The organism is Pseudomonas sp. FW507-12TSA (genome assembly GCF_058781435.1).
This window is the reverse complement of sequence record NZ_JBYSWT010000005.1, coordinates 79,344-95,912: the sequence shown is the minus strand read 5'-3', so window position 1 is coordinate 95,912 and position 16,569 is coordinate 79,344. Positions and strand designations below refer to the sequence as shown.

16 protein-coding genes are annotated in these 16,569 nt (G+C 64.5%); 3 read left to right on the top strand and 13 right to left on the bottom strand.

All coding sequences use genetic code 11. The features are described 5' to 3' along the window. Positions 1–18 precede the first annotated feature (18 nt). The 8 genes from AC3WK8_RS06780 to AC3WK8_RS06745 all read right to left on the bottom strand — a co-directional run bounded on the left by AC3WK8_RS06780 (position 19) and on the right by AC3WK8_RS06745 (position 9,457). Positions 19–810 carry an enoyl-CoA hydratase/isomerase family protein gene (locus AC3WK8_RS06780; RefSeq protein WP_068587065.1) on the bottom strand — a complete coding sequence of 264 codons (792 nt, stop codon included), beginning with the start codon at positions 808–810 and terminating at the stop codon, positions 19–21. A gap of 334 nt (positions 811–1,144) precedes the next feature. Then, the gene (locus tag AC3WK8_RS06775; protein WP_164485052.1) at positions 1,145–2,485 is read right to left on the bottom strand and encodes an amino acid permease; all 1,341 of its coding nucleotides are present in this window, start codon (positions 2,483–2,485) and stop codon (positions 1,145–1,147) included. A gap of 274 nt (positions 2,486–2,759) precedes the next feature. Then, a complete protein-coding gene (locus tag AC3WK8_RS06770) occupies positions 2,760–5,030 on the bottom strand; it encodes an ATP-binding protein (protein WP_103324275.1) in 2,271 nt (756 codons plus the stop codon). Continuing rightward, on the bottom strand, positions 5,027–5,812 hold the full coding sequence (locus AC3WK8_RS06765; RefSeq protein ID WP_103324276.1) for a substrate-binding periplasmic protein: 786 nt from the start codon (positions 5,810–5,812) through the stop codon (positions 5,027–5,029). Before AC3WK8_RS06765 ends, AC3WK8_RS06770 begins: the two co-directional genes overlap by 4 nt. Before the next feature lies 1 nt (position 5,813). Further along, positions 5,814–6,530 carry a response regulator gene (locus AC3WK8_RS06760; protein WP_022644050.1) on the bottom strand — a complete coding sequence of 239 codons (717 nt, stop codon included), beginning with the start codon at positions 6,528–6,530 and terminating at the stop codon, positions 5,814–5,816. A gap of 83 nt (positions 6,531–6,613) precedes the next feature. After that, positions 6,614–7,252, bottom strand: a complete 639-nt coding sequence (locus tag AC3WK8_RS06755) for a TetR family transcriptional regulator C-terminal domain-containing protein (protein ID WP_085598724.1) — start codon at positions 7,250–7,252, stop codon at positions 6,614–6,616. A 281-nt stretch (positions 7,253–7,533) separates the two neighbouring features. Continuing rightward, entirely contained in the window at positions 7,534–8,328 is a 795-nt protein-coding gene (locus tag AC3WK8_RS06750) for a class II aldolase/adducin family protein (protein ID WP_022644048.1), read from the bottom strand. A 73-nt stretch (positions 8,329–8,401) separates the two neighbouring features. After that, positions 8,402–9,457, bottom strand: coding sequence for an ABC transporter substrate-binding protein (locus AC3WK8_RS06745; protein ID WP_103324277.1), 1,056 nt, complete (start codon positions 9,455–9,457; stop codon positions 8,402–8,404). A 214-nt stretch (positions 9,458–9,671) separates the two neighbouring features. Between AC3WK8_RS06745 and AC3WK8_RS06740 the strand changes: the two genes are divergently transcribed. Together AC3WK8_RS06740 and AC3WK8_RS06735 are read left to right on the top strand one after the other, a co-directional pair. Then, a complete protein-coding gene (locus AC3WK8_RS06740) occupies positions 9,672–11,624 on the top strand; it encodes an oxidoreductase (RefSeq protein ID WP_103324278.1) in 1,953 nt (650 codons plus the stop codon). 73 nt (positions 11,625–11,697) lie between these two features. Then, positions 11,698–12,324, top strand: coding sequence for a helix-turn-helix domain-containing protein (locus tag AC3WK8_RS06735; RefSeq protein ID WP_068583919.1), 627 nt, complete (start codon positions 11,698–11,700; stop codon positions 12,322–12,324). A 154-nt stretch (positions 12,325–12,478) separates the two neighbouring features. On the opposite strand, the gene AC3WK8_RS06730 is transcribed toward AC3WK8_RS06735, so the two are convergent. The 5 genes from AC3WK8_RS06730 to AC3WK8_RS06710 all read right to left on the bottom strand — a co-directional run bounded on the left by AC3WK8_RS06730 (position 12,479) and on the right by AC3WK8_RS06710 (position 15,894). Continuing rightward, on the bottom strand, positions 12,479–13,255 hold the full coding sequence (locus AC3WK8_RS06730) for a hypothetical protein (protein WP_256592248.1): 777 nt from the start codon (positions 13,253–13,255) through the stop codon (positions 12,479–12,481). Between the two features lie 99 nt (positions 13,256–13,354). Then, complete coding sequence (locus AC3WK8_RS06725) at positions 13,355–13,738, bottom strand: hypothetical protein (protein ID WP_146043240.1); 384 nt, start codon at positions 13,736–13,738, stop codon at positions 13,355–13,357. A gap of 321 nt (positions 13,739–14,059) precedes the next feature. Further along, positions 14,060–14,341, bottom strand: a complete 282-nt coding sequence (locus AC3WK8_RS06720; RefSeq protein WP_103324280.1) for a DUF3077 domain-containing protein — start codon at positions 14,339–14,341, stop codon at positions 14,060–14,062. A gap of 312 nt (positions 14,342–14,653) precedes the next feature. Next, positions 14,654–14,917, bottom strand: coding sequence for a hypothetical protein (locus AC3WK8_RS06715; protein WP_103324281.1), 264 nt, complete (start codon positions 14,915–14,917; stop codon positions 14,654–14,656). A 20-nt stretch (positions 14,918–14,937) separates the two neighbouring features. Continuing rightward, positions 14,938–15,894: a helix-turn-helix transcriptional regulator gene (locus AC3WK8_RS06710; RefSeq protein ID WP_103324282.1), complete on the bottom strand. Its 957-nt coding sequence runs from the start codon at positions 15,892–15,894 to the stop codon at positions 14,938–14,940. Positions 15,895–16,074: 180 nt separating this feature from the next. Between AC3WK8_RS06710 and AC3WK8_RS06705 the strand changes: the two genes are divergently transcribed. Further along, positions 16,075–16,503, top strand: a complete 429-nt coding sequence (locus AC3WK8_RS06705) for a hypothetical protein (RefSeq protein ID WP_068583903.1) — start codon at positions 16,075–16,077, stop codon at positions 16,501–16,503. Positions 16,504–16,569: the final 66 nt, after the last annotated feature.

Here is a 16,569-nt window from a genome sequence, read left to right as displayed (position 1 = left end):
AGTGGATTGGGTCGTGGCTCAGCGACCGATAAAGCGTGGCGGGCGTTTTTCCGTGGCCGCGCGCAGGGCCTCGGCGCCGTCGGCACTGCGCCCGCACAGCAGCCCGGCGGCCAGTTCGGCGGCCAGTTGCCCGGGCAGGTCGCGCTCGGCGCTTTCGCGCAGCAGGCGCTTGGTCTGGGCGAAGGCGAAAGTCGGGCCGTTGGCCAGGCGGCCGGCCAGTTCGCTGACGGTGGCGTGCAGTTGCTCGTCGGCGCAGACCTCGCCCACCAGCCCGGCGGCCAGGGCACGTTCGGCGCTCCAGAGCTCATCGAGGAACAGCAGGCGCTTGGCCTGCTCGCTGCCGATCAACCTTGGCAGGTGCCAGCTGGCACCGGCATCCGGCGAATAGGCCATGCCGGTGTAGCCGGCCTTGAACCGCGCCGACTGCCCCGCTACCCGCAGGTCACAGCACAGCGCCAGGTCCATGCCGGCGCCCACGGCCGTACCGTTGATGGCGGCGATGGTGGGTTTGTCCAGGCTGTGCAGGCAGCTCATCAGGGCGTGGGCGGTTTCGGTCCAGCCGTAGCTTTCCAGGGCGCCCCGGGCTTCGGCTTCGGCCCATTCGGCCAGGTCGGCGCCGGCGCAAAAACTGCGGCCGCTGCCGCCCAGCACCACCACCCGCACCGCCGGGTCGTCCTGGCAGCGCTCGAGCAAGCCGTGCAATTGGCGCAGGCCGGGAATGTCCAGGGCATTGCGCTGGTCCGGGCGGTTGAGGGTGATCCAGGCGATACCCGCCTCGATCTGGCAAAGCAGCGACGATGAAGTGCTCATGGGCGTCCTCGAATGATTGTATTTGGCATGAGGGAGGTGAGTTGCGAACCATGCTAAACGACTGTTCAACAAGACGGCAATTGCTCGAGCGGTACACCGGCCAGGGCCGGATTACCTATCCATCCTGTTGTTTTTATTGAATAAATAGTGATTCGAACGATTTGTGGCCGAGCTGCTGTTACAACTTCGAACAAGCCACTACAACCCGGTAAATAAAGATGCAGACCTTGCGGCCGCTGCGCCCCCGTACGCAGCCTGCGGCAGCGGCTACAAAACCCTGTAGCCGCTGTCGAGCGGAGCGAGGCTGCGCCAAGGCCCGCAGGGTCTTCGGCTATCAGGTGGCGGCGGCCAATGGCTGGGCCTGGCGCTTGCGGTTCACCAGGTAGTAGGCGCCGTAGCACAGGGCGATGAAACCGAAGCCCCAGTACAAGGATGGACGCTGGGTTTCATCCAGGGCCAGGAACACGAACAGCGAACTGCACAGGACGATGCACAGCAGCGGCACCAGGGGGAACCACGGCGCACGGTACTTGAGCTGCTCCAACTGCCCGCCCTCACGCAGGAACTGGCGACGGAAGCGGTACTGGGCCAGGGCGATGACGATCCAGGTCACGGTGCCGGCCATGCCGCTCACCGCCATCAGCACCATGAACAGGGTGTCGGCGGCGATGAAGCTGGTCATCAGCGAGATCAGGGCGAAGCACAGGGTGATCGCCAGGGCCCGCAGCGGCACGCCCTGCTTGCTCAGGGGCGACAGCGCCTTGGGCGCCATGCCGCTCTTGGACATGGCCCAGAGGATGCGGGTCGAGGCGTACAGCCCGGAGTTGCCCACCGAGAGAATCGCCGTGAGGATCACGAAGTTCATCAGGTCCGCGGCATAGGGAATGCCCACCATGTCGAACACCTGGACGAACGGGCTTTCCACCAATCCGGCCTGCTGCCAGGGAATGATCGCCGCCAGCACCATCACCGCCAGCACGTAGAAGATCAGCACCCGGAACACCACGTTGCGCACCGCCCGTGGAATGCTCTTTTCCGGCTGGTCGGTCTCCCCCGCTGCCACGCCCATGATCTCGCAGCCCTGGAAGGCATAGACCACGGTCATCATCACCGCGAACACCGCCGGCAGGCCGTTGGGAAACAGCGAATCGCCGGTGAGGTTGTCGAACATCGGCGCCGGAGCACCGCCGGGCAGGTCGATGACGCCGAAGATCACCAGCACCCCGACCACGATGAAGCTGAGGATCGCCAGCACCTTGATCCCGGCGAACCAGTACTCGGCCTCGCCGAAGGCGCGGGTGGCCAGGGCGTTGATGCCGAACAGCAAGGCGACGAAAAACGCCGACCAGTACCAGATCGGCACCCCGGGGAACCAACGCTGCATGAGCATGCCCGCCGCGGTGAACTCCAGGCCCACGGTGGTGGCCCAGCTCATCCAGTAGACCCAGCCGATCATGAAGCCGGTGGCCGGGCCGATGTACTTCGTGGCATGCGCCTGGAACGAGCCGGACACCGGCATCTGCACCGACAGCTCACCCAGGCAGACCATCACCAGGTACATCAGGAAGCCCGCCACCAGGTAGGACAGGATCGCCCCCCAGGGACCGCCCTGGTTGATGGTGACCCCGGAGCCCATGAACAGCCCGGTGCCGATCACCCCTCCCAGGGACAACATGAAGATGTGCCGGCTCTTCAAGGCCCGGGTCAGTTGGATGCCTTTGCGTTCAGTAGTGGTCGTCACGGCGCACCTCAGCAGTCGGTGAGGCGCAGGGCGCACTGGGAAGGGGTACGACGGGATGGGGCAGCAGCTTGCAGGCGGTTCATTATTATTATCTCCAATAAGCTTCGAAGGCCGCGGCGGGCGCGGCTCGACCGATTATTGGAAAGCCATGTAAGTTCGCGTTGAAGCAAAAGATCGAAGATGTAAAAAGTCGTAAGGTTTTTGTACTTCAGGCCGCCAGCAGTTGATCCAGGGCCCTGCGCGCCCGCTGCCAGGCCTGCTGCAGGTGTGGCACCTGGGCGGCCATTGCCGCGACGCCGGACTGCCCCGCCGCATCCTCCAGCGCCCGCAGCACCCGGGCCAGTTCGCAAAAGCCCAGGGAGTCGGCGCTGCCGGCCAGGCGGTGAGCCAGGTGCTGCACCTGGGTACTGTCGGCCGCCGCCAGGGCGTCATCGAGCAACGGCCGTTGCTGGTCCAGGGTGCTCGCCAGGACCTTGAACAGCCCCTGCAACTTCTGCTCCCCCAGCAGGCTGCGGTGGGTGTCCAGCAGTTCCTGGTCGAGCACGCCCTCGGGGCTCCGGGCTGGCGGCGCCAATTCCTTGCTGGCCTGCTCCGCGGTGGCCAGGACCTGGCGCAGGCTGTCCATCTGCAAGGGCTTGCCGAGGATGCCCTGCATCCCCGCCTCCAGGTAACTGCGCACCAGGGCCGGCTGGACGCTGGCGGTCAGGGCGAAGATCCGCGCCTGGCGATTGGGCCCCGGGCGCCGGCGCAGTTCGCGACACAGCTCGATGCCACTGATACCCGGCAGTTGCACGTCCAGCAGCAACAAATCGAAGCCCTGGCGCTGGCACAGCTCCAGCGCCGCCTCGCCGTCCTCCACCAGCCACACCTGGTGGCCGTCGCGCTCCAGCAAGCCCTGGGCCACCTCGCGATTGAGCGCCACATCCTCCACCACCAGGATCTTCAGCCCCGGCACCGGTGCCGCGACCGACGGTGGCGCCGGCAGCCCCAGGCCGACCCCCAGGGCCAGCTCGAACCAGAAACGACTGCCCTGCCCCAGCTCGCTGTCCACGCCGATGCGCCCATCCAGTTGCTGCACCAGGTGCTTGCAGATCGCCAGGCCCAGGCCGGTGCCGCCATAGCGCCGGCTCACCGCGTCGCTGGCCTGGACGAAGCGCTCGAAGATCTTGTCGCGCATCGAGGCCGCGATACCGATGCCGTTATCGGCCACCGAGCAGCGCAGCCGTTGCCGTTGTGGTCCGTCCTCCAGCACCTGGACCTCGACCCGCACCCAGCCGCCTTCGGTAAAGCGGATGGCGTTGGCCAGCAGGTTGCTCAGCACCTGGCGCAGGTACTGCTCGGCGCCATGCTGCCCCGGGGCCAAGCGCGGGTCGACGTGCACCTGCAACTGCGTGCCGTGCTCCCGGGCCCGGGGTTCGAGCAGTGTGCTGACCTCCTCCAGCAACTGGCGCAGGGAAAAATCCAGGGCCTCCGGGCGGCTTTGCCCCTCCTCCAGGCGGGCGAAGGACAACACCTCGTCGAGGATCGTCAGCAAACCCTCGCCGGCCTTGTGCAGGGCCTGCAAACGCTGGCGGTCCTGGTGCGCAAGCGGCGCGCCACGCAACAGTTCGGCCATGCCGAGGATGCCGTTCAACGGCGTGCGCAGCTCGTGGCTCATGGTGGCCAAAAAGCGCGACTTGGCCAGGTTGGCCGCCTCGGCCTCATCCTTGGCGTGCATCAGGCTGGCGGTGCGGCGCTGGACCATTTTCTGCAATTCGTCGCGCTTGTCCTGCAGGGCCTGGCGGTCCTGCTCGCGGCGCTGGATGTCATCGAGAATCGCCCGGCGCATGTCGTCCAGGGCCCCGGCCACGGTGTCGATCTCGTCGCCGCCCGGGCGCTGGCGCTTGTCCAGGTGCAGGGGCTGCTGCAAGTCGCCACCGGCCACGCGGCGGGCGAACTCGGCCATGACTTGCAAGTGCCGGGTGACCAGGCGATAGAACAGCCCGGACAGCGCCACCGCCAGGCCGCAGAGAAACACGCTCATCCACAGCAGGCTGGCCAGCCCGGTGGTGTACAGGCGCCGGTACACCGCCCCCAGGTCAGTGCTGACCTGCAACTCCCCCAGCTCGCGACGGGGCCCGGACGGAGGCTGGTAGCTCAGGGCGAAGCGCTCCACCCGCAAAGGCCCGATCAGCTCGGCACTGCCCTGTTGCAGGTCGAAATCACTGCTGAGCAGGTGCACCCGGGCCACATCGGAAAAGTCCACCAGGCCTTGCAACTGCACCGTCAGCTGTTCCTGGTTGAGGTCCCACAGGTTGCGCTCCAGGCTGCCCAGGTAACCGGCGCGGATCAGCTCCATGCGGCTGTCGATGTCGCGCATTTCGCGGCGGTATTCGAAGTACAGCTGCACGGCGCTGGCCAGCACGGTGAAGCACAGGCTGAACAGCAGGATGAACAGCAACAGGCGCCGCAGCAGGCCGCCGGGCCGTGGGCCGATCATGGCGCCGCACCGGCTTGGGCCTTGAGCATGGCGCGGTAGTCGGCCTGGCTCTGGTCTAGCCAGCGCTGTACCGCGCCGCTGTCGACCTGGCGCTGCAACTGCGCGTCGATCTCGTCCATGCGCGCCGCCAAGGGCGACTGGCGCGACACCGCCAGGCGCAGGTAGTCGACGCTGATCGCCTGGGGCAAGGCGACGATGTCCTGGGCGCCCGGCAGGCGTTCGATGAACAACTGCCCGGTACGCCGCTCGTGGGGGATGAAATCGATGCGCTGGCGGATCAGCTTGCCGAAGTTCTGCACGCTGCTGGACACCCACTCGATGTTGCCGTGCTGCACCACCTCACGGTCGAAATCCTGGCCGTAGCTCTCGCCGAACAGCAGGCCGCCGCGATAGGCGGTGAGGTCTTGCAACTGCTGGAATCGCGGCAGGTGGCGGCGGTTGACGAACAGCGCCACCTCCTCGCGCAGCACCGGCACCCGGGAGAACCGCAACCCCTGCTGGCGCTGGCCGGTGCGGTAGGCCAGCACCACGTCCACGCGGCCGGCGGCGGCATCCAGCAGGCAGCGCTTCCAGTTGCCCAGCACCACCACCTGCACCTGGTAGCCCAAGTCCCCCAGCACCTGGCGCACCAGGCTCGGGGCCAGGCCGCGCACCTGGCTACCGTCGCTCCAGGAGATCGGCGGGTACACCGGGTAGTCGCAATATTTCAGGGTCGGCCGGGGCTCGGCCAGCGCCGCGCCGGCCAGCAGCATCAGCCCCAGGGCCCAGGCGCGGCGCACCACCTCAGGCGGCCACGCTGGCAGTGAACAGATAGCCGGCACCGTGGATGGTGATGATCAGCTCCGGCTCGGCCGGGTCGTCATGCAGCTTGCGCCGCAAGCGGCCCACCAGTACGTCGATGGAGCGGTCGCTGGGCACCCACTCGCGGTTGCGGATCTGGTCCATCAACTGGTCGCGGCTGAGGGTGTGGCCACTGTTGCGCAGGAACACGCTGAGCAGCTGGTATTCGCCGTGGGTCAGCAGGGTCTCGCCGCCCCGGGCGTCGATCAGCCGGCGGCGGTCGGTGTCCAGGGCCCAGTCGGCGAACTGCTTGACCGGGCTGGGATGGCTGGCCGGCGCTGGTGGCTGGCGGGCATGGCGCACGCGGCGGACCAGATTCTTGGCCCGGGACACCAGCTCGCGGGGGTTGAGGGGCTTGATCACGTAGTCGTCGGCGCCGCATTCCAGGCCGACGATGCGGTCGATGTCGTCGTTGCGCCCGGTGATCAGGATGATCCCCACCTCCGAGCGCACTCGCAGCTCGCGGGTCAGGGTCAGGCCGTCCTTTCCGGGCAGGCGGATATCGAGCATCAACAGATCGACCGTGTGCTGGTCGAGGAAGCTCTCGGCCTGTTCCGCCGTGGCGGCGCAATGCACGTCGTAGCCTTCCTGGGACAGATAGGCCTGGAGCAGTTCGCGAATCAACGGATCGTCGTCGACGATCAATACCCGAGGAGTCATCGCCTGTGTTCCTGATTATTTTTATTAGAGGTGTCGCCTTGTGCGCAGCAGCCTAGCCATTACTGAACAACCGATCAACAGCCCTATGTCGGCTGGCGAAAGCCCCGCCCCTGGCTGGCCAGCACGCCCTCGACCCAGGCTTCGCAGATCTGCACGCCCTGCTGCGGGCTGAAGGTCCCGGGGTTGAGCCCGGACTCCAGCCACAGGCCGTCGAGCAAGGCGCTGAGGCTGATGGCCGCCAGGTCCGCGTCGAAGTCGGCCCAGGCCTGGTCCCCGGCCAGGCTGGCCAGGAGCCCGGCCAGTTCGTTGCGGTATTCGGCGTAGGAATGGTCGTGGGCCTGGTTGATCGCCTCGGCGGTCTTCACCGCGCCCCAGAACGCCAACCAGGCGTCCAGCAGTTGCGGGTCCAGCAGTTCGGCGCAGAACGAGGCCCGGAAGAACGCCGACAAACGTTCCCGGGGCGCCGGCGCGGCCTGGTCCATGGCTTCGCGCAGCAGGTTCATGACCCGTCCGGTGATCGAGCGATAGGCCTCGGCCACCAGCTCGTCCTTGCCGGAATAGTGATGGCTGATCAGCCCCACCGAGACCCCGGCCTCGGCGCTGATCTTGCGGATCGACGCGCCCTGGAAACCGTGGAGCTTGAGGCAGGTAAGGGTCGCCTCGATCAGCTCGGCCTTGCGCAACCCGGGTTCCAGGCGGGAAAAGCGCGCTTGCTGGTTCATGGGGCATGACTCCTTGGCAATGACGGGAAATGACAGTTGAACGACTGTACAACAAGCCTTTGTGAACTGGCCAGGTTCCCAACGGTGCCGGGACGGTGTTGGCCGATCGATCGCTGAAGGCCCTGCGGCCTTGACGCAGCCTCGCTGCGCTCGACAGCGGCTAAGGCCTCGTGTGGCCGCTGTCGTAGGCTGCGCACGGCTCGGCACTAGCCGCCAATCGTTATCCACGGTTTGCCTGCCGCGCTGCGGTGCTTGGTGTTGCGGGCGCTGGGGTGGTGGCGTCAGTCGCGGTAGTCGGGGGCGATGCGCTCGAGCAGGCGCAGCAGCGCGGCCCAGGCCAGTTGCATGGCGTCCGGGTCGCTCAGCTCGCCTTCCTGCAACGGCCGGCCCGGGTCGTTGAACTGGCGCTCGGTGTGGGCGCAGACCGCGTCCGGTGGCAGCACGATCTCCCCCGCCGCCTGGGCCGCCAGTTGGATTTCGCAGGCCTTCTCCAGGTAGTACATGCGCAAGAATGCCTGGCTGACGGTTTCGCCCACGGTGAGCAGGCCGTGGTTGCGCAGCATCAGCACGCTCTTGTCGCCCAGGTCGGCCACCAGCCGCTGCTGCTCGGCCAGGTCCAGGGCCACGCCTTCGTAGTCGTGGTAGGCCACCCGGCCATAGAACTCCATGGAGATCTGGTTCACCGGCAGCAAGCCACACTTGAGCGCCGCCACCGCGCAACCGGCCTTGGTGTGGGTGTGCAGCACGCACTGGGCATCATCGCGAGCGCCATGGATGGCGCTGTGGATCACGAACCCCGCCGGGTTCACCGGGTACGGCGAAGGCTCCACGGCCTGGCCATCGAGGTCGATCTTCACCAGGTTGGAGGCAGTGATTTCCTCGAACATCAGCCCGTAGGGGTTGATCAGGAAGTGATGCTCGGGCCCGGGCAGGCGCACCGAGATATGGGTGAAGATCAAATCGGTCATGCGAAAGTGCGCGATCAGGCGGTAGCAAGCCGCCAGCTCTTCGCGCAGGCGCTGCTCGGTGGCGCTGCGCTCGGTCAGGGCGTGGGGGCTGGGCACGATCTTGTTCATTATTGGAGTCCTCCAGGCTGTTGGGCTGGCAAACGATAGGGCCGCACGTCCGCCGACGTCCAGCCCGTTGGGGTTACTTGCTGGCCCAGGCGTTGAAGCGCTCTTCCAGCTCCTCGCCATGATCGACCCAGAACTCCACGTTCATCGCCAGGGCGCCCTTGAGGTTCTGCTCCGAGGTCGGCACCCACTGGGCCAGCGCCGGGTCGAGCCGGGCCGCGGCCAGGGTGTTGGTGGGGCCGTAGGGAATGGCGCGCACATAGTCGACCTGGGCCTCGGGGCGGTTGGCGTAGGCAATGAAGCGCTTGGCCTGGGCCACGTGCCTGGAGCCCTTGATGATCGCCCAGTAATCCATGCCATACAGGCTGCCGGGCCAGACCACGGCCAGGGGCGCACCGTCCTGGGCGGCCGCGGCGATGCGACCGCTGTAGGTCGAGGTCATCACCACATCGCCGGCGCTGAGCCACTGCGCCGGCTGCGCCCCGGCCTCCCACCACTGGATGTACGGCTTGAGCTGGCTGAGCTTGGCGAAGGCCCGCTCCACCCCCTCGGGCGTGGCCAGGACCTTGTACACGTCCTCGACCTTGACCCCATCGGCCAGCAGCGCGAACTCCAGGTTGTACACCGCGCGCTTGCGCAGGCCGCGCTTGCCGGGGAACTGCCTGACGTCCCAGAAATCGGCCCAGGAGGCCGGGGCCCTGGCCAGCTTGTTGCGGTCGTAGGCGATGGCCACGCTCCACACCAGCACAGCCGAGCCACAGGGCTGGGCGGCATCGGCGATCAGCTCGTCGGCGTGGCCCAGGGCCTTCCAGTCCAGGGGTTCGTACATGCCTTCGTCGCAGCCGCGCATCAGGTCCGGACCTTCGATCTGCACCACGTCCCAATCGACGTTGCCGGTGTCGACCATGACCTTGATTCGCGCCATCTCGCCGTTGTACTCGCTCTGGATCAGCTTGCTGCCATCGGCCTTGGCAAAGGGTTGGAACAACGCCACATCCTGGGCTTTCTGGCCGGCTCCGCCGTACCCCACCACGACCATGTCGGGGGCTGCCCGGGCACTGTCCAGGCCCAATGTCAGGGCGAGGCTCAGGGCCAGGAACGAACAACCATGCTTGCGGGTGAGCGCTTTCATCGGTGATTCCTCGTGACGGTGCCCTGCCGGACAGCTCCGGCACGGCCCTTTTTTATTGTTGTGAGGGGCGCCCCGCAGGCTGGGGCGCCAATCGAAGCTACTGCAAGGATTAGTAAAAAAACAAGTTGATTTTTTACTACCGGTAAATTTTTATAGGAAAACAATAACGACGCCAAGGCATCGCCCTGCCCTTGGCCCGCCTGGAGCCCGCGCCATGACCACCGCCTTCCCGCACCTCTTCGCGCCGTTGCAGATCCGTGGCAAGCGCCTGAAGAACCGCATCATGTCCAGCGGCCACGACACCTCGATGCCCACCGACAACCTGGTCAACGAGCAGTTGATCGCCTACCACCGGGCCCGGGCCGAAGGCGGGGCCGGGCTGATCGTGTTGCAGGTGGCCGGGGTCCACGACAGTGCGCGCTACACCAGCCATGTGCTGATGGCCACCGACGATGCCTGCATCGACGGCTACCGGCGCCTGGCCGAGACCTGCCATGCCCACGGCACGCTGGTGCTGTCCCAGGTGTTTCATCCGGGGCGCGAGATCATGGAGTCCGCCGACGGCCTGCTGGCGGTGGCCTACGCCCCCTCGGGCGTGCCCAACGAGCGCTTCCGGGTCATGCCCCGGGCCCTGGACCAGGAGATGATCGACGCGATCATCCAGGGTTACGCCGATGCCGCCCGGCGCCTGCACCAGGCCGGCCTGGACGGCGTGGAGCTGGTGGCCAGCCACGGCTACCTGCCGGCGCAGTTCCTCAACCCGCGGGTCAACCGCCGCAGCGACGGCTACAACGGCGAGCTGGAGCAGCGCCTGCGCTTTATTCGCGAGGTGCTGGCGGCCATGCGCGCCAGCACCGCCGACGACTTCATCATCGGCCTGCGCATCAGCGCCGACGAACGCGACCCCGAGGGCCTGACCGAGGACGAGTCCCTGGCCGCCGCCCAACACCTGCAAGACCAGCTGGACTACCTGCACATCGTCGCCGGCACCTCGGCCTCCCTCGGCGGCGCCGTGCACATCGTCCCGCCCATGGCGGTGGAAGCGGCTTACCTGGCCCGCGAAGCCGGGACCTTCAAGGCCGCGCTGCAGATCCCGCTGTTCGTCACCGGGCGCATCAACCAGCCCCAGGAAGCCGAGGCCATCCTCGCCAAAGGCCAGGCCGACGTGTGCGGCATGACCCGGGCGCTGATCTGCGATCCGCAAATGCCCAACAAGAGCGACAGCGGCCGGGTCGATGACGTGCGCGCCTGCATCGCCTGCAACCAGGCGTGCATCGGCCACTTCCACAAGGGCCTGCCGATTTCCTGCATCCAACACCCGGAAACCGGCCGCGAACTGCTGTACGCCCAGGCTCGGCCGGCCCGACAGCGCAAACGCATCCTGGTGGTGGGTGGTGGCCCGGCGGGCATGAAGGCCGCTGCCGTCGCCGCCCAGCGCGGCCACCAGGTGACCCTCTACGAAGCCGGCTCCCAGCTCGGTGGCCAGGTGCTGCTGGCGCAACTGCTGCCCCGGCGCAGCGAATTCGGCGGCGCCAGCACCAACCTGCAACGGGAAATGCAACTGGCCGGGGTCGAGGTGGTGCGCAACACCCGGGTCGATCGCGCCCTGGTGGAGCGCGAACAGCCCGACCACGTGATCATCGCCACCGGCGCCCGCCCCTACTGGCCCCATTTCGAGCGCGCCGGCGAGCTGCAAGTGGTGGACGCCTGGCAAGTGCTGCGCGACGAGGTCCAGCTCGGGCGCTCGGTGGTGGTGGCCGACTGGCGCTGCGACTGGATCGGCCCGGGCATCGCCGAGCGCCTGCTGCGCGCCGGGCACCAGGTGCAACTGGCGGTCAACGGCACTCACTGCGGCGAAAGCCTGCCGCTGTACGTGCGCGACCAACTGGCCGGGGAACTGCACAAGCTGGGGCTGCCGATCATCCCCTACGCCCGCCTCTACGGCTGCGACGACAACACCGTGTACCTGCAGCACACCGCCAGCGGCGAGCCGATGCTGCTGGAAAACGTCGACAGCCTGGTGCTGTGCCAGGGCCACCAGCCGGTGGACGACCTGGGCGAGCAACTCAAGGGCCTGGTGGCCTTCCAGCGGATCGGCGACTGCCTGGCCCCGCGCACCGTCGAAGAAGCCATCCACGAGGGCTTGAAAGTCGCCTGGGCGCTTTGAGGCTGCTTTATACTCCAGGGCTTTTGCAGGACGGGTGCTCGGACGCGCCCGCCTGTCAAGCCTGGAGCCCGCCATGACCCAAAGCAGCAAGACGCCGCCCGCGAGCCACCTGCCCGAGCCCGGCGGCGACCACCAGGCCCCCGGCGGCCCGCAGTTCCTTGGCACGCGCATCCGCGGCCTGCGCAAACGCCGCGGCCTGACCCTGAGCGAACTGGCCCAGCAGAGCGAACTCACCGCCGGCTACATCAGCCAGCTGGAACGCAACCTCGCCTACCCCTCCATCCCCGCCCTGTTCAACATCGCCCGCAGCCTGGGCGTGACCATCCAGTGGTTCTTCGCCAGCGAAACCCAGACCGCCCCCGAAGACCAGGGCTACGTGGTGCGCAAGAAACAGCGGCTGCAGGTGAACTACGAAAACGGCATCGTCGACCAACTGCTGACCCCGCAGCCGACCCAGCAACTGGAATTCTTGCACTCACGCTTTCCCCCGGGCACCTACAGCAAGGAGAGCTACAGCCATGAGGGCGAAGAAGCCGGGTATGTGCTGTCGGGGAGCTTTGAGCTGTGGGTGGGGGAGCGCTATTTCCAGCTGAGCGAGGGGGACAGCTTCAGGTTCTCCAGCCAGGAGCCGCATAAGTATGGGAATCCTGGGGAAGAGGATGCGGTGGTGCTGTGGGTGATCACGCCGCCGACGTTTTGAGGGGGGTGACTGAGCGGAAGCGCAATGCACCGCTCTTTCGTTTACTGAAAACTAGCTGTCACGGACTGGGAAGTAGAACTGCTGCCGCAACCACTCGCTGAACTGGGCCGCGGTCAGCGGAGCGGGTTGCTCGCCCATTTCATTCCAGGCGCGGTTAATCATGTGTTCCCAGTTTCGGGTGAGCTCCATTAGTGGCGCTGCTGAGCTTTAGCCTTTCTATTGCCCTGGTGCATCCATGCTCGGCGGCTTTATTGATAAACCGCACCCGCTCTTGCTTAAGGTTTTGCGTCAACATTTGAGTCGCCATACTCATATAAAGGTTGGCGCGAAAGCTTTTTTCGTCGAGCAACACGATTGGATTGCTCTCAGAGCGACTATTTCTATCGCAACTCGGCATCATCGTTGGCTGGGGGTAGTACCTGCTATACAGGGTTTCATCATTAGGCAACGCGTCGACAAGTGACCGATACCCAGGTGTTTTAACCTCATCGAAGCAATAGAAAAGCATCTGCAAACCCGCTGGAGTAAATCCGTTACTGAAACTGGATTTTAGGAGAGTGCAGACCTTTTCAGCGACTTGATCGCGAGATTCAAATGTCGACAACATTAGCGCTAGACGGTACTGCGCTGCTGGGTTGCCTTCCTCAGCAGAACGCTTGAGCAAAGGTACTCCTTCATTTACAAGCCGAAGCATTTCGTCTCTATATTGTTCTTTTTTTTGGTCGGGAACCTTTTCACTGACCGCTAACTGCTTTCGAAAAGTGAACATATCGTTTTGTATTTCATCGATTTTTTCTAGGTAAGGCAGCGCTTTGAAGTACAGCATCTCGCTTTCGGCGGATACTTTTAGATCACTTTCATTCGCGCTTGCGAATGCAGCTAAAAAGACAGAAGCAAGAGCCACAAAGCTCTTAAGGGATGCTTTTTCCACTGGAAACGTCCTTTGTATCTTCATTATGATTACAACTACTGCTGAATCGTCCATACGTTGGTAAAAGACAGAATGACCGCTTCCAACCTGCTCAGCACTTCATTCTCTCCATGCTGAAAAACGATCTTCGTATTTGAAAACTTCAAACGGAGGAACTCGTCCATTGAGCATAACAGGCACGTTTATCGAGCTCCGATCGCCACATTCGGGAGGGTAAACCATCCATTCGACATCGTAATACCACCAACTACAATCAGAATCGTTGACTTTTTTTAATGCACAAGAATGAAATTTCGGCTCGGCGTAGGGGTAAGCCCTAAGCATGTCGAAGAGAGCGAGCCTGGAAACCGCGATTGCTACTCGCGGAGACAACGGCGGAAAATCTTCATTTTCATTCCATGGAGGATTGTCAGCGCCTTCGTTTGCACCAAAGGGGAATTTAAAAACTAACTCTTCAAAGTAATAGGAATAACTTTTTAGCATTAAAGACTCTTATTAGGTTAAGGATTTCCAAGCGACTCCAGCGATACAGTGCCGAATAATCGAATCGCATCAATTTATACGGATGGAATAGAAAAATGTCGAGATCGGAAAACACTGAAACATGAAATACCTACGAGATGATTTAGCTAGCTTATTGCGTCGATTGGTTGAATTCACAAATAAAGTTACCGTTAGTACAGGCCCGCTATCGGCCAGAGGCGGTCATCTGCGCCTACGAGTTTCGGATCGACTCATGTTTCAAAAAAGCCGCTTACCAACCAGGAATAAGCGGCATCTCAATCTACCTCATATGTTGTTGCCTTAACTCCGAGTCCTTACGTCCCCCAACCCCAACCCCACATCATCAATCACCGCCTTCCCCATCTCCGCCAAAAAATGCGAAGCCCAGGCATAACGCTCGCCCTGCTCTTCCAGGGCGGCATCCAGTGCGAGTTTCTTGGCGTAGTACAGCAATGTCGAGGCCTGCTCCAGTGCCTGTTGCAGAGGCACTCCGGCGTTGACACGGAACAGGCTGTGGTCGGTTTCAGGGCAGTTGCCGAAGGTGACAAAACCTTGGGTCTGGATCGGCTCGCTTGAGTTCATTGGGCACCTCCGGCCATGGGCTGGCGGAGGTTGCGCTTGAGCGCTGGGAAGAGAAACGAAGGGCAGAATAAATCGGGCAGATAACCGGCAAACATGATTGAAACTCCTGATCAACAATGTGCCTGCATCTGATCGGGTTCTCAGGCCCGGTCGCTGATTTTGCAGCGACCGCAACAGGCTAGGTACCTGTTCGTATCGGGGCAATGCTCAAAACGTCGCGGGTTATGTCCATTGTGCAAAGCCCCACGCGAACATAGGGCCCGATCCACGGCTCAAGCCGTCGAGCAAATGTCGTGCGGTCAACCGCCCCCCTCACTCTCCACGCCCATGGCCCACGGCCAGTGCCAACAAGCGGGTGAAGTTGGCGATGGCGAAATACAGGTCATCCAGGGTGTCGCCATCCCACTCCTCCACCGCTTCGCGCTGGGCGGTCAGCGTGGCGATGCGCGCCTCGATCTCGACGATTTCCGCCTCGCCACACTGCCGGGCGATGGCCTCCCAGGCGGCCTGGGGGATGTTCTGCTGCACACAGAGGCCAGCCTTGGCTTCAGCGATCAGCGCAGTCAATTTGCTCATGGTTCGTCATCCTCAAGAGGCTAGGGCTTGCCGCGTTCCGCCCCTGGCGGATGGCCGAAGTGGGCTTTATAGGCGTGGTTGAAATTGGCGGGGTTGGCGTAGCCAAGGCGGTAGGCGATCTGCGCCACTTGCCATTTGCCCTGGCGCAACAGGGTGCGGGCCAGTTCCATGCGCTGCTGGCGCAGGTACTGCAGCATCGACTGGCCGAAGACCTGGGCGAAGGCCCGGCGCAGGGTGGTTTCCCCCACGCCCAGTTGCTGGGCCAGGGCCTGGCTGCCGGGCGGCTCGATCAGCTGGGCGTCGAGCAGGCGCCGGGCTTCGTGGGCCAGGTCCAGGCGGCCGCGCACCGTCGGTGGTGGCCCGGGGCGCTGGCCTTGCAGGTGCGCCGCCAGCTCCACCAGCACCGCCAGGCTCAGGCTCTCCTGGTGCAGGCGCTCCAGGGCGCCCTGGTACGGCGACTGGTATAGCCGTCGCAGCAGGTTGCCCAGGGCCTGGCAGCGCTGGAATTCGCTGAAGCACATGCCGTCGTCCAGCAGGCCGAGCAAGGGTTGCAGGCTGCAGTCTTCCTCGGCCAGTTCGCGCAGGTAATGCCCGGCGATGCGCAGCCCGGAGAGGCAGGCGTGGCTGCCGGCGGGCAGTTGGTCCACCGCTTCCATGGTTTCGCTCAGGCCCAGGGCGTGGGGCGCGCCGGGGGTGTAGTGGTTGAGCTGGCCATCGACCCGGTGCCGCCACTGGCCGTCGAGCACCTGGACGATGCACAGGCTGTCCGGCAGCACCTTGTGGATGCGCAGCGGCTCGGGAAATTGCAGGTTGCAGTCGAAGTACTGCACATGGGCGCGCACGGTGCGGGCGCGGTAGTGGCCGATGGCGCTGCCCATCACTCGGCGGGCAGTGGGATCGAAGACCCCGGCACGGGCCAGGGCGCCGGGCCGGTCGAAGCGAAATTGGGTGTCGAGATAGGGGTTCCAGCATTCCATCGGTAAAGCGTGTCCATGACTGCCTGGTGTGCGGGGGGCAATGGTAACCCACTCACACTTTGCCCATCGCCACTTGTGAGCGACGGCATTTTTAGTGTGCGCGACGGTCACAGTGCTTGGCAGCGCGGCCAGCGCCGACTTCAATAGCTGCCCCTTTTCAATTTCTCAGGAGCGTGAAGGATGCACTTGTATAGCCGATGGACGGCCGCATGGGCCATGGCGTTGGCCCTGGTGGCCGGGATGGCCCAGGCCGAGGAACGCCCGCAGGTGGCGGACAAGATGGTGGCCTACAACGGCCCGCACGGGGTGAAGGTCTGGACCCTGCGCATCGGCGAGCGCAGCGCCAACCAGGCGCTGGTGCAGGTGGAAGACGCCGACCACGACTGGAACATGCGCATCCAGAAGATGAACGTGGAACAGACCTCCCGCGACACGCGCTATTTCACCCAGGTCGACGGCCAGAAGTTCGTGGTGCTGGTGCTCCAGGAAGGCTATGGCGAGCTGCACCTGCCGGGCCAGGCCAAGCCGCTGAAGGTGGGTTATGACGACAACCTGTCCAGCTATGGCAATGCCCAGGCCTTCCTCAACGACTACCTCAAAGCGCAATGACCCTCACGCGGGCGAGCGCCCCCGCGCCGCCCGTGCTTGTTCCCTCCCCTGATCCAAGGCTCCCCC

Coding starts and splice junctions, on each gene's coding strand:
- AC3WK8_RS06780 (WP_068587065.1), bottom strand. CDS start 810: ATGAGCACTTCATCGTCGCTGCTTTGCCAGATCGAGGCGGGTATCGCC.
- AC3WK8_RS06775 (WP_164485052.1), bottom strand. CDS start 2,485: ATGTTGTCCCTGGGAGGGGTGATCGGCACCGGGCTGTTCATGGGCTCC.
- AC3WK8_RS06770 (WP_103324275.1), bottom strand. CDS start 5,030: ATGATCGGCCCACGGCCCGGCGGCCTGCTGCGGCGCCTGTTGCTGTTC.
- AC3WK8_RS06760 (WP_022644050.1), bottom strand. CDS start 6,530: ATGACTCCTCGGGTATTGATCGTCGACGACGATCCGTTGATTCGCGAA.
- AC3WK8_RS06755 (WP_085598724.1), bottom strand. CDS start 7,252: ATGAACCAGCAAGCGCGCTTTTCCCGCCTGGAACCCGGGTTGCGCAAG.
- AC3WK8_RS06750 (WP_022644048.1), bottom strand. CDS start 8,328: ATGAACAAGATCGTGCCCAGCCCCCACGCCCTGACCGAGCGCAGCGCC.
- AC3WK8_RS06745 (WP_103324277.1), bottom strand. CDS start 9,457: ATGAAAGCGCTCACCCGCAAGCATGGTTGTTCGTTCCTGGCCCTGAGC.
- AC3WK8_RS06740 (WP_103324278.1), top strand. CDS start 9,672: ATGACCACCGCCTTCCCGCACCTCTTCGCGCCGTTGCAGATCCGTGGC.
- AC3WK8_RS06735 (WP_068583919.1), top strand. CDS start 11,698: ATGACCCAAAGCAGCAAGACGCCGCCCGCGAGCCACCTGCCCGAGCCC.
- AC3WK8_RS06725 (WP_146043240.1), bottom strand. CDS start 13,738: ATGCTAAAAAGTTATTCCTATTACTTTGAAGAGTTAGTTTTTAAATTC.
- AC3WK8_RS06720 (WP_103324280.1), bottom strand. CDS start 14,341: ATGAACTCAAGCGAGCCGATCCAGACCCAAGGTTTTGTCACCTTCGGC.
- AC3WK8_RS06715 (WP_103324281.1), bottom strand. CDS start 14,917: ATGAGCAAATTGACTGCGCTGATCGCTGAAGCCAAGGCTGGCCTCTGT.
- AC3WK8_RS06710 (WP_103324282.1), bottom strand. CDS start 15,894: ATGGAATGCTGGAACCCCTATCTCGACACCCAATTTCGCTTCGACCGG.
- AC3WK8_RS06705 (WP_068583903.1), top strand. CDS start 16,075: ATGCACTTGTATAGCCGATGGACGGCCGCATGGGCCATGGCGTTGGCC.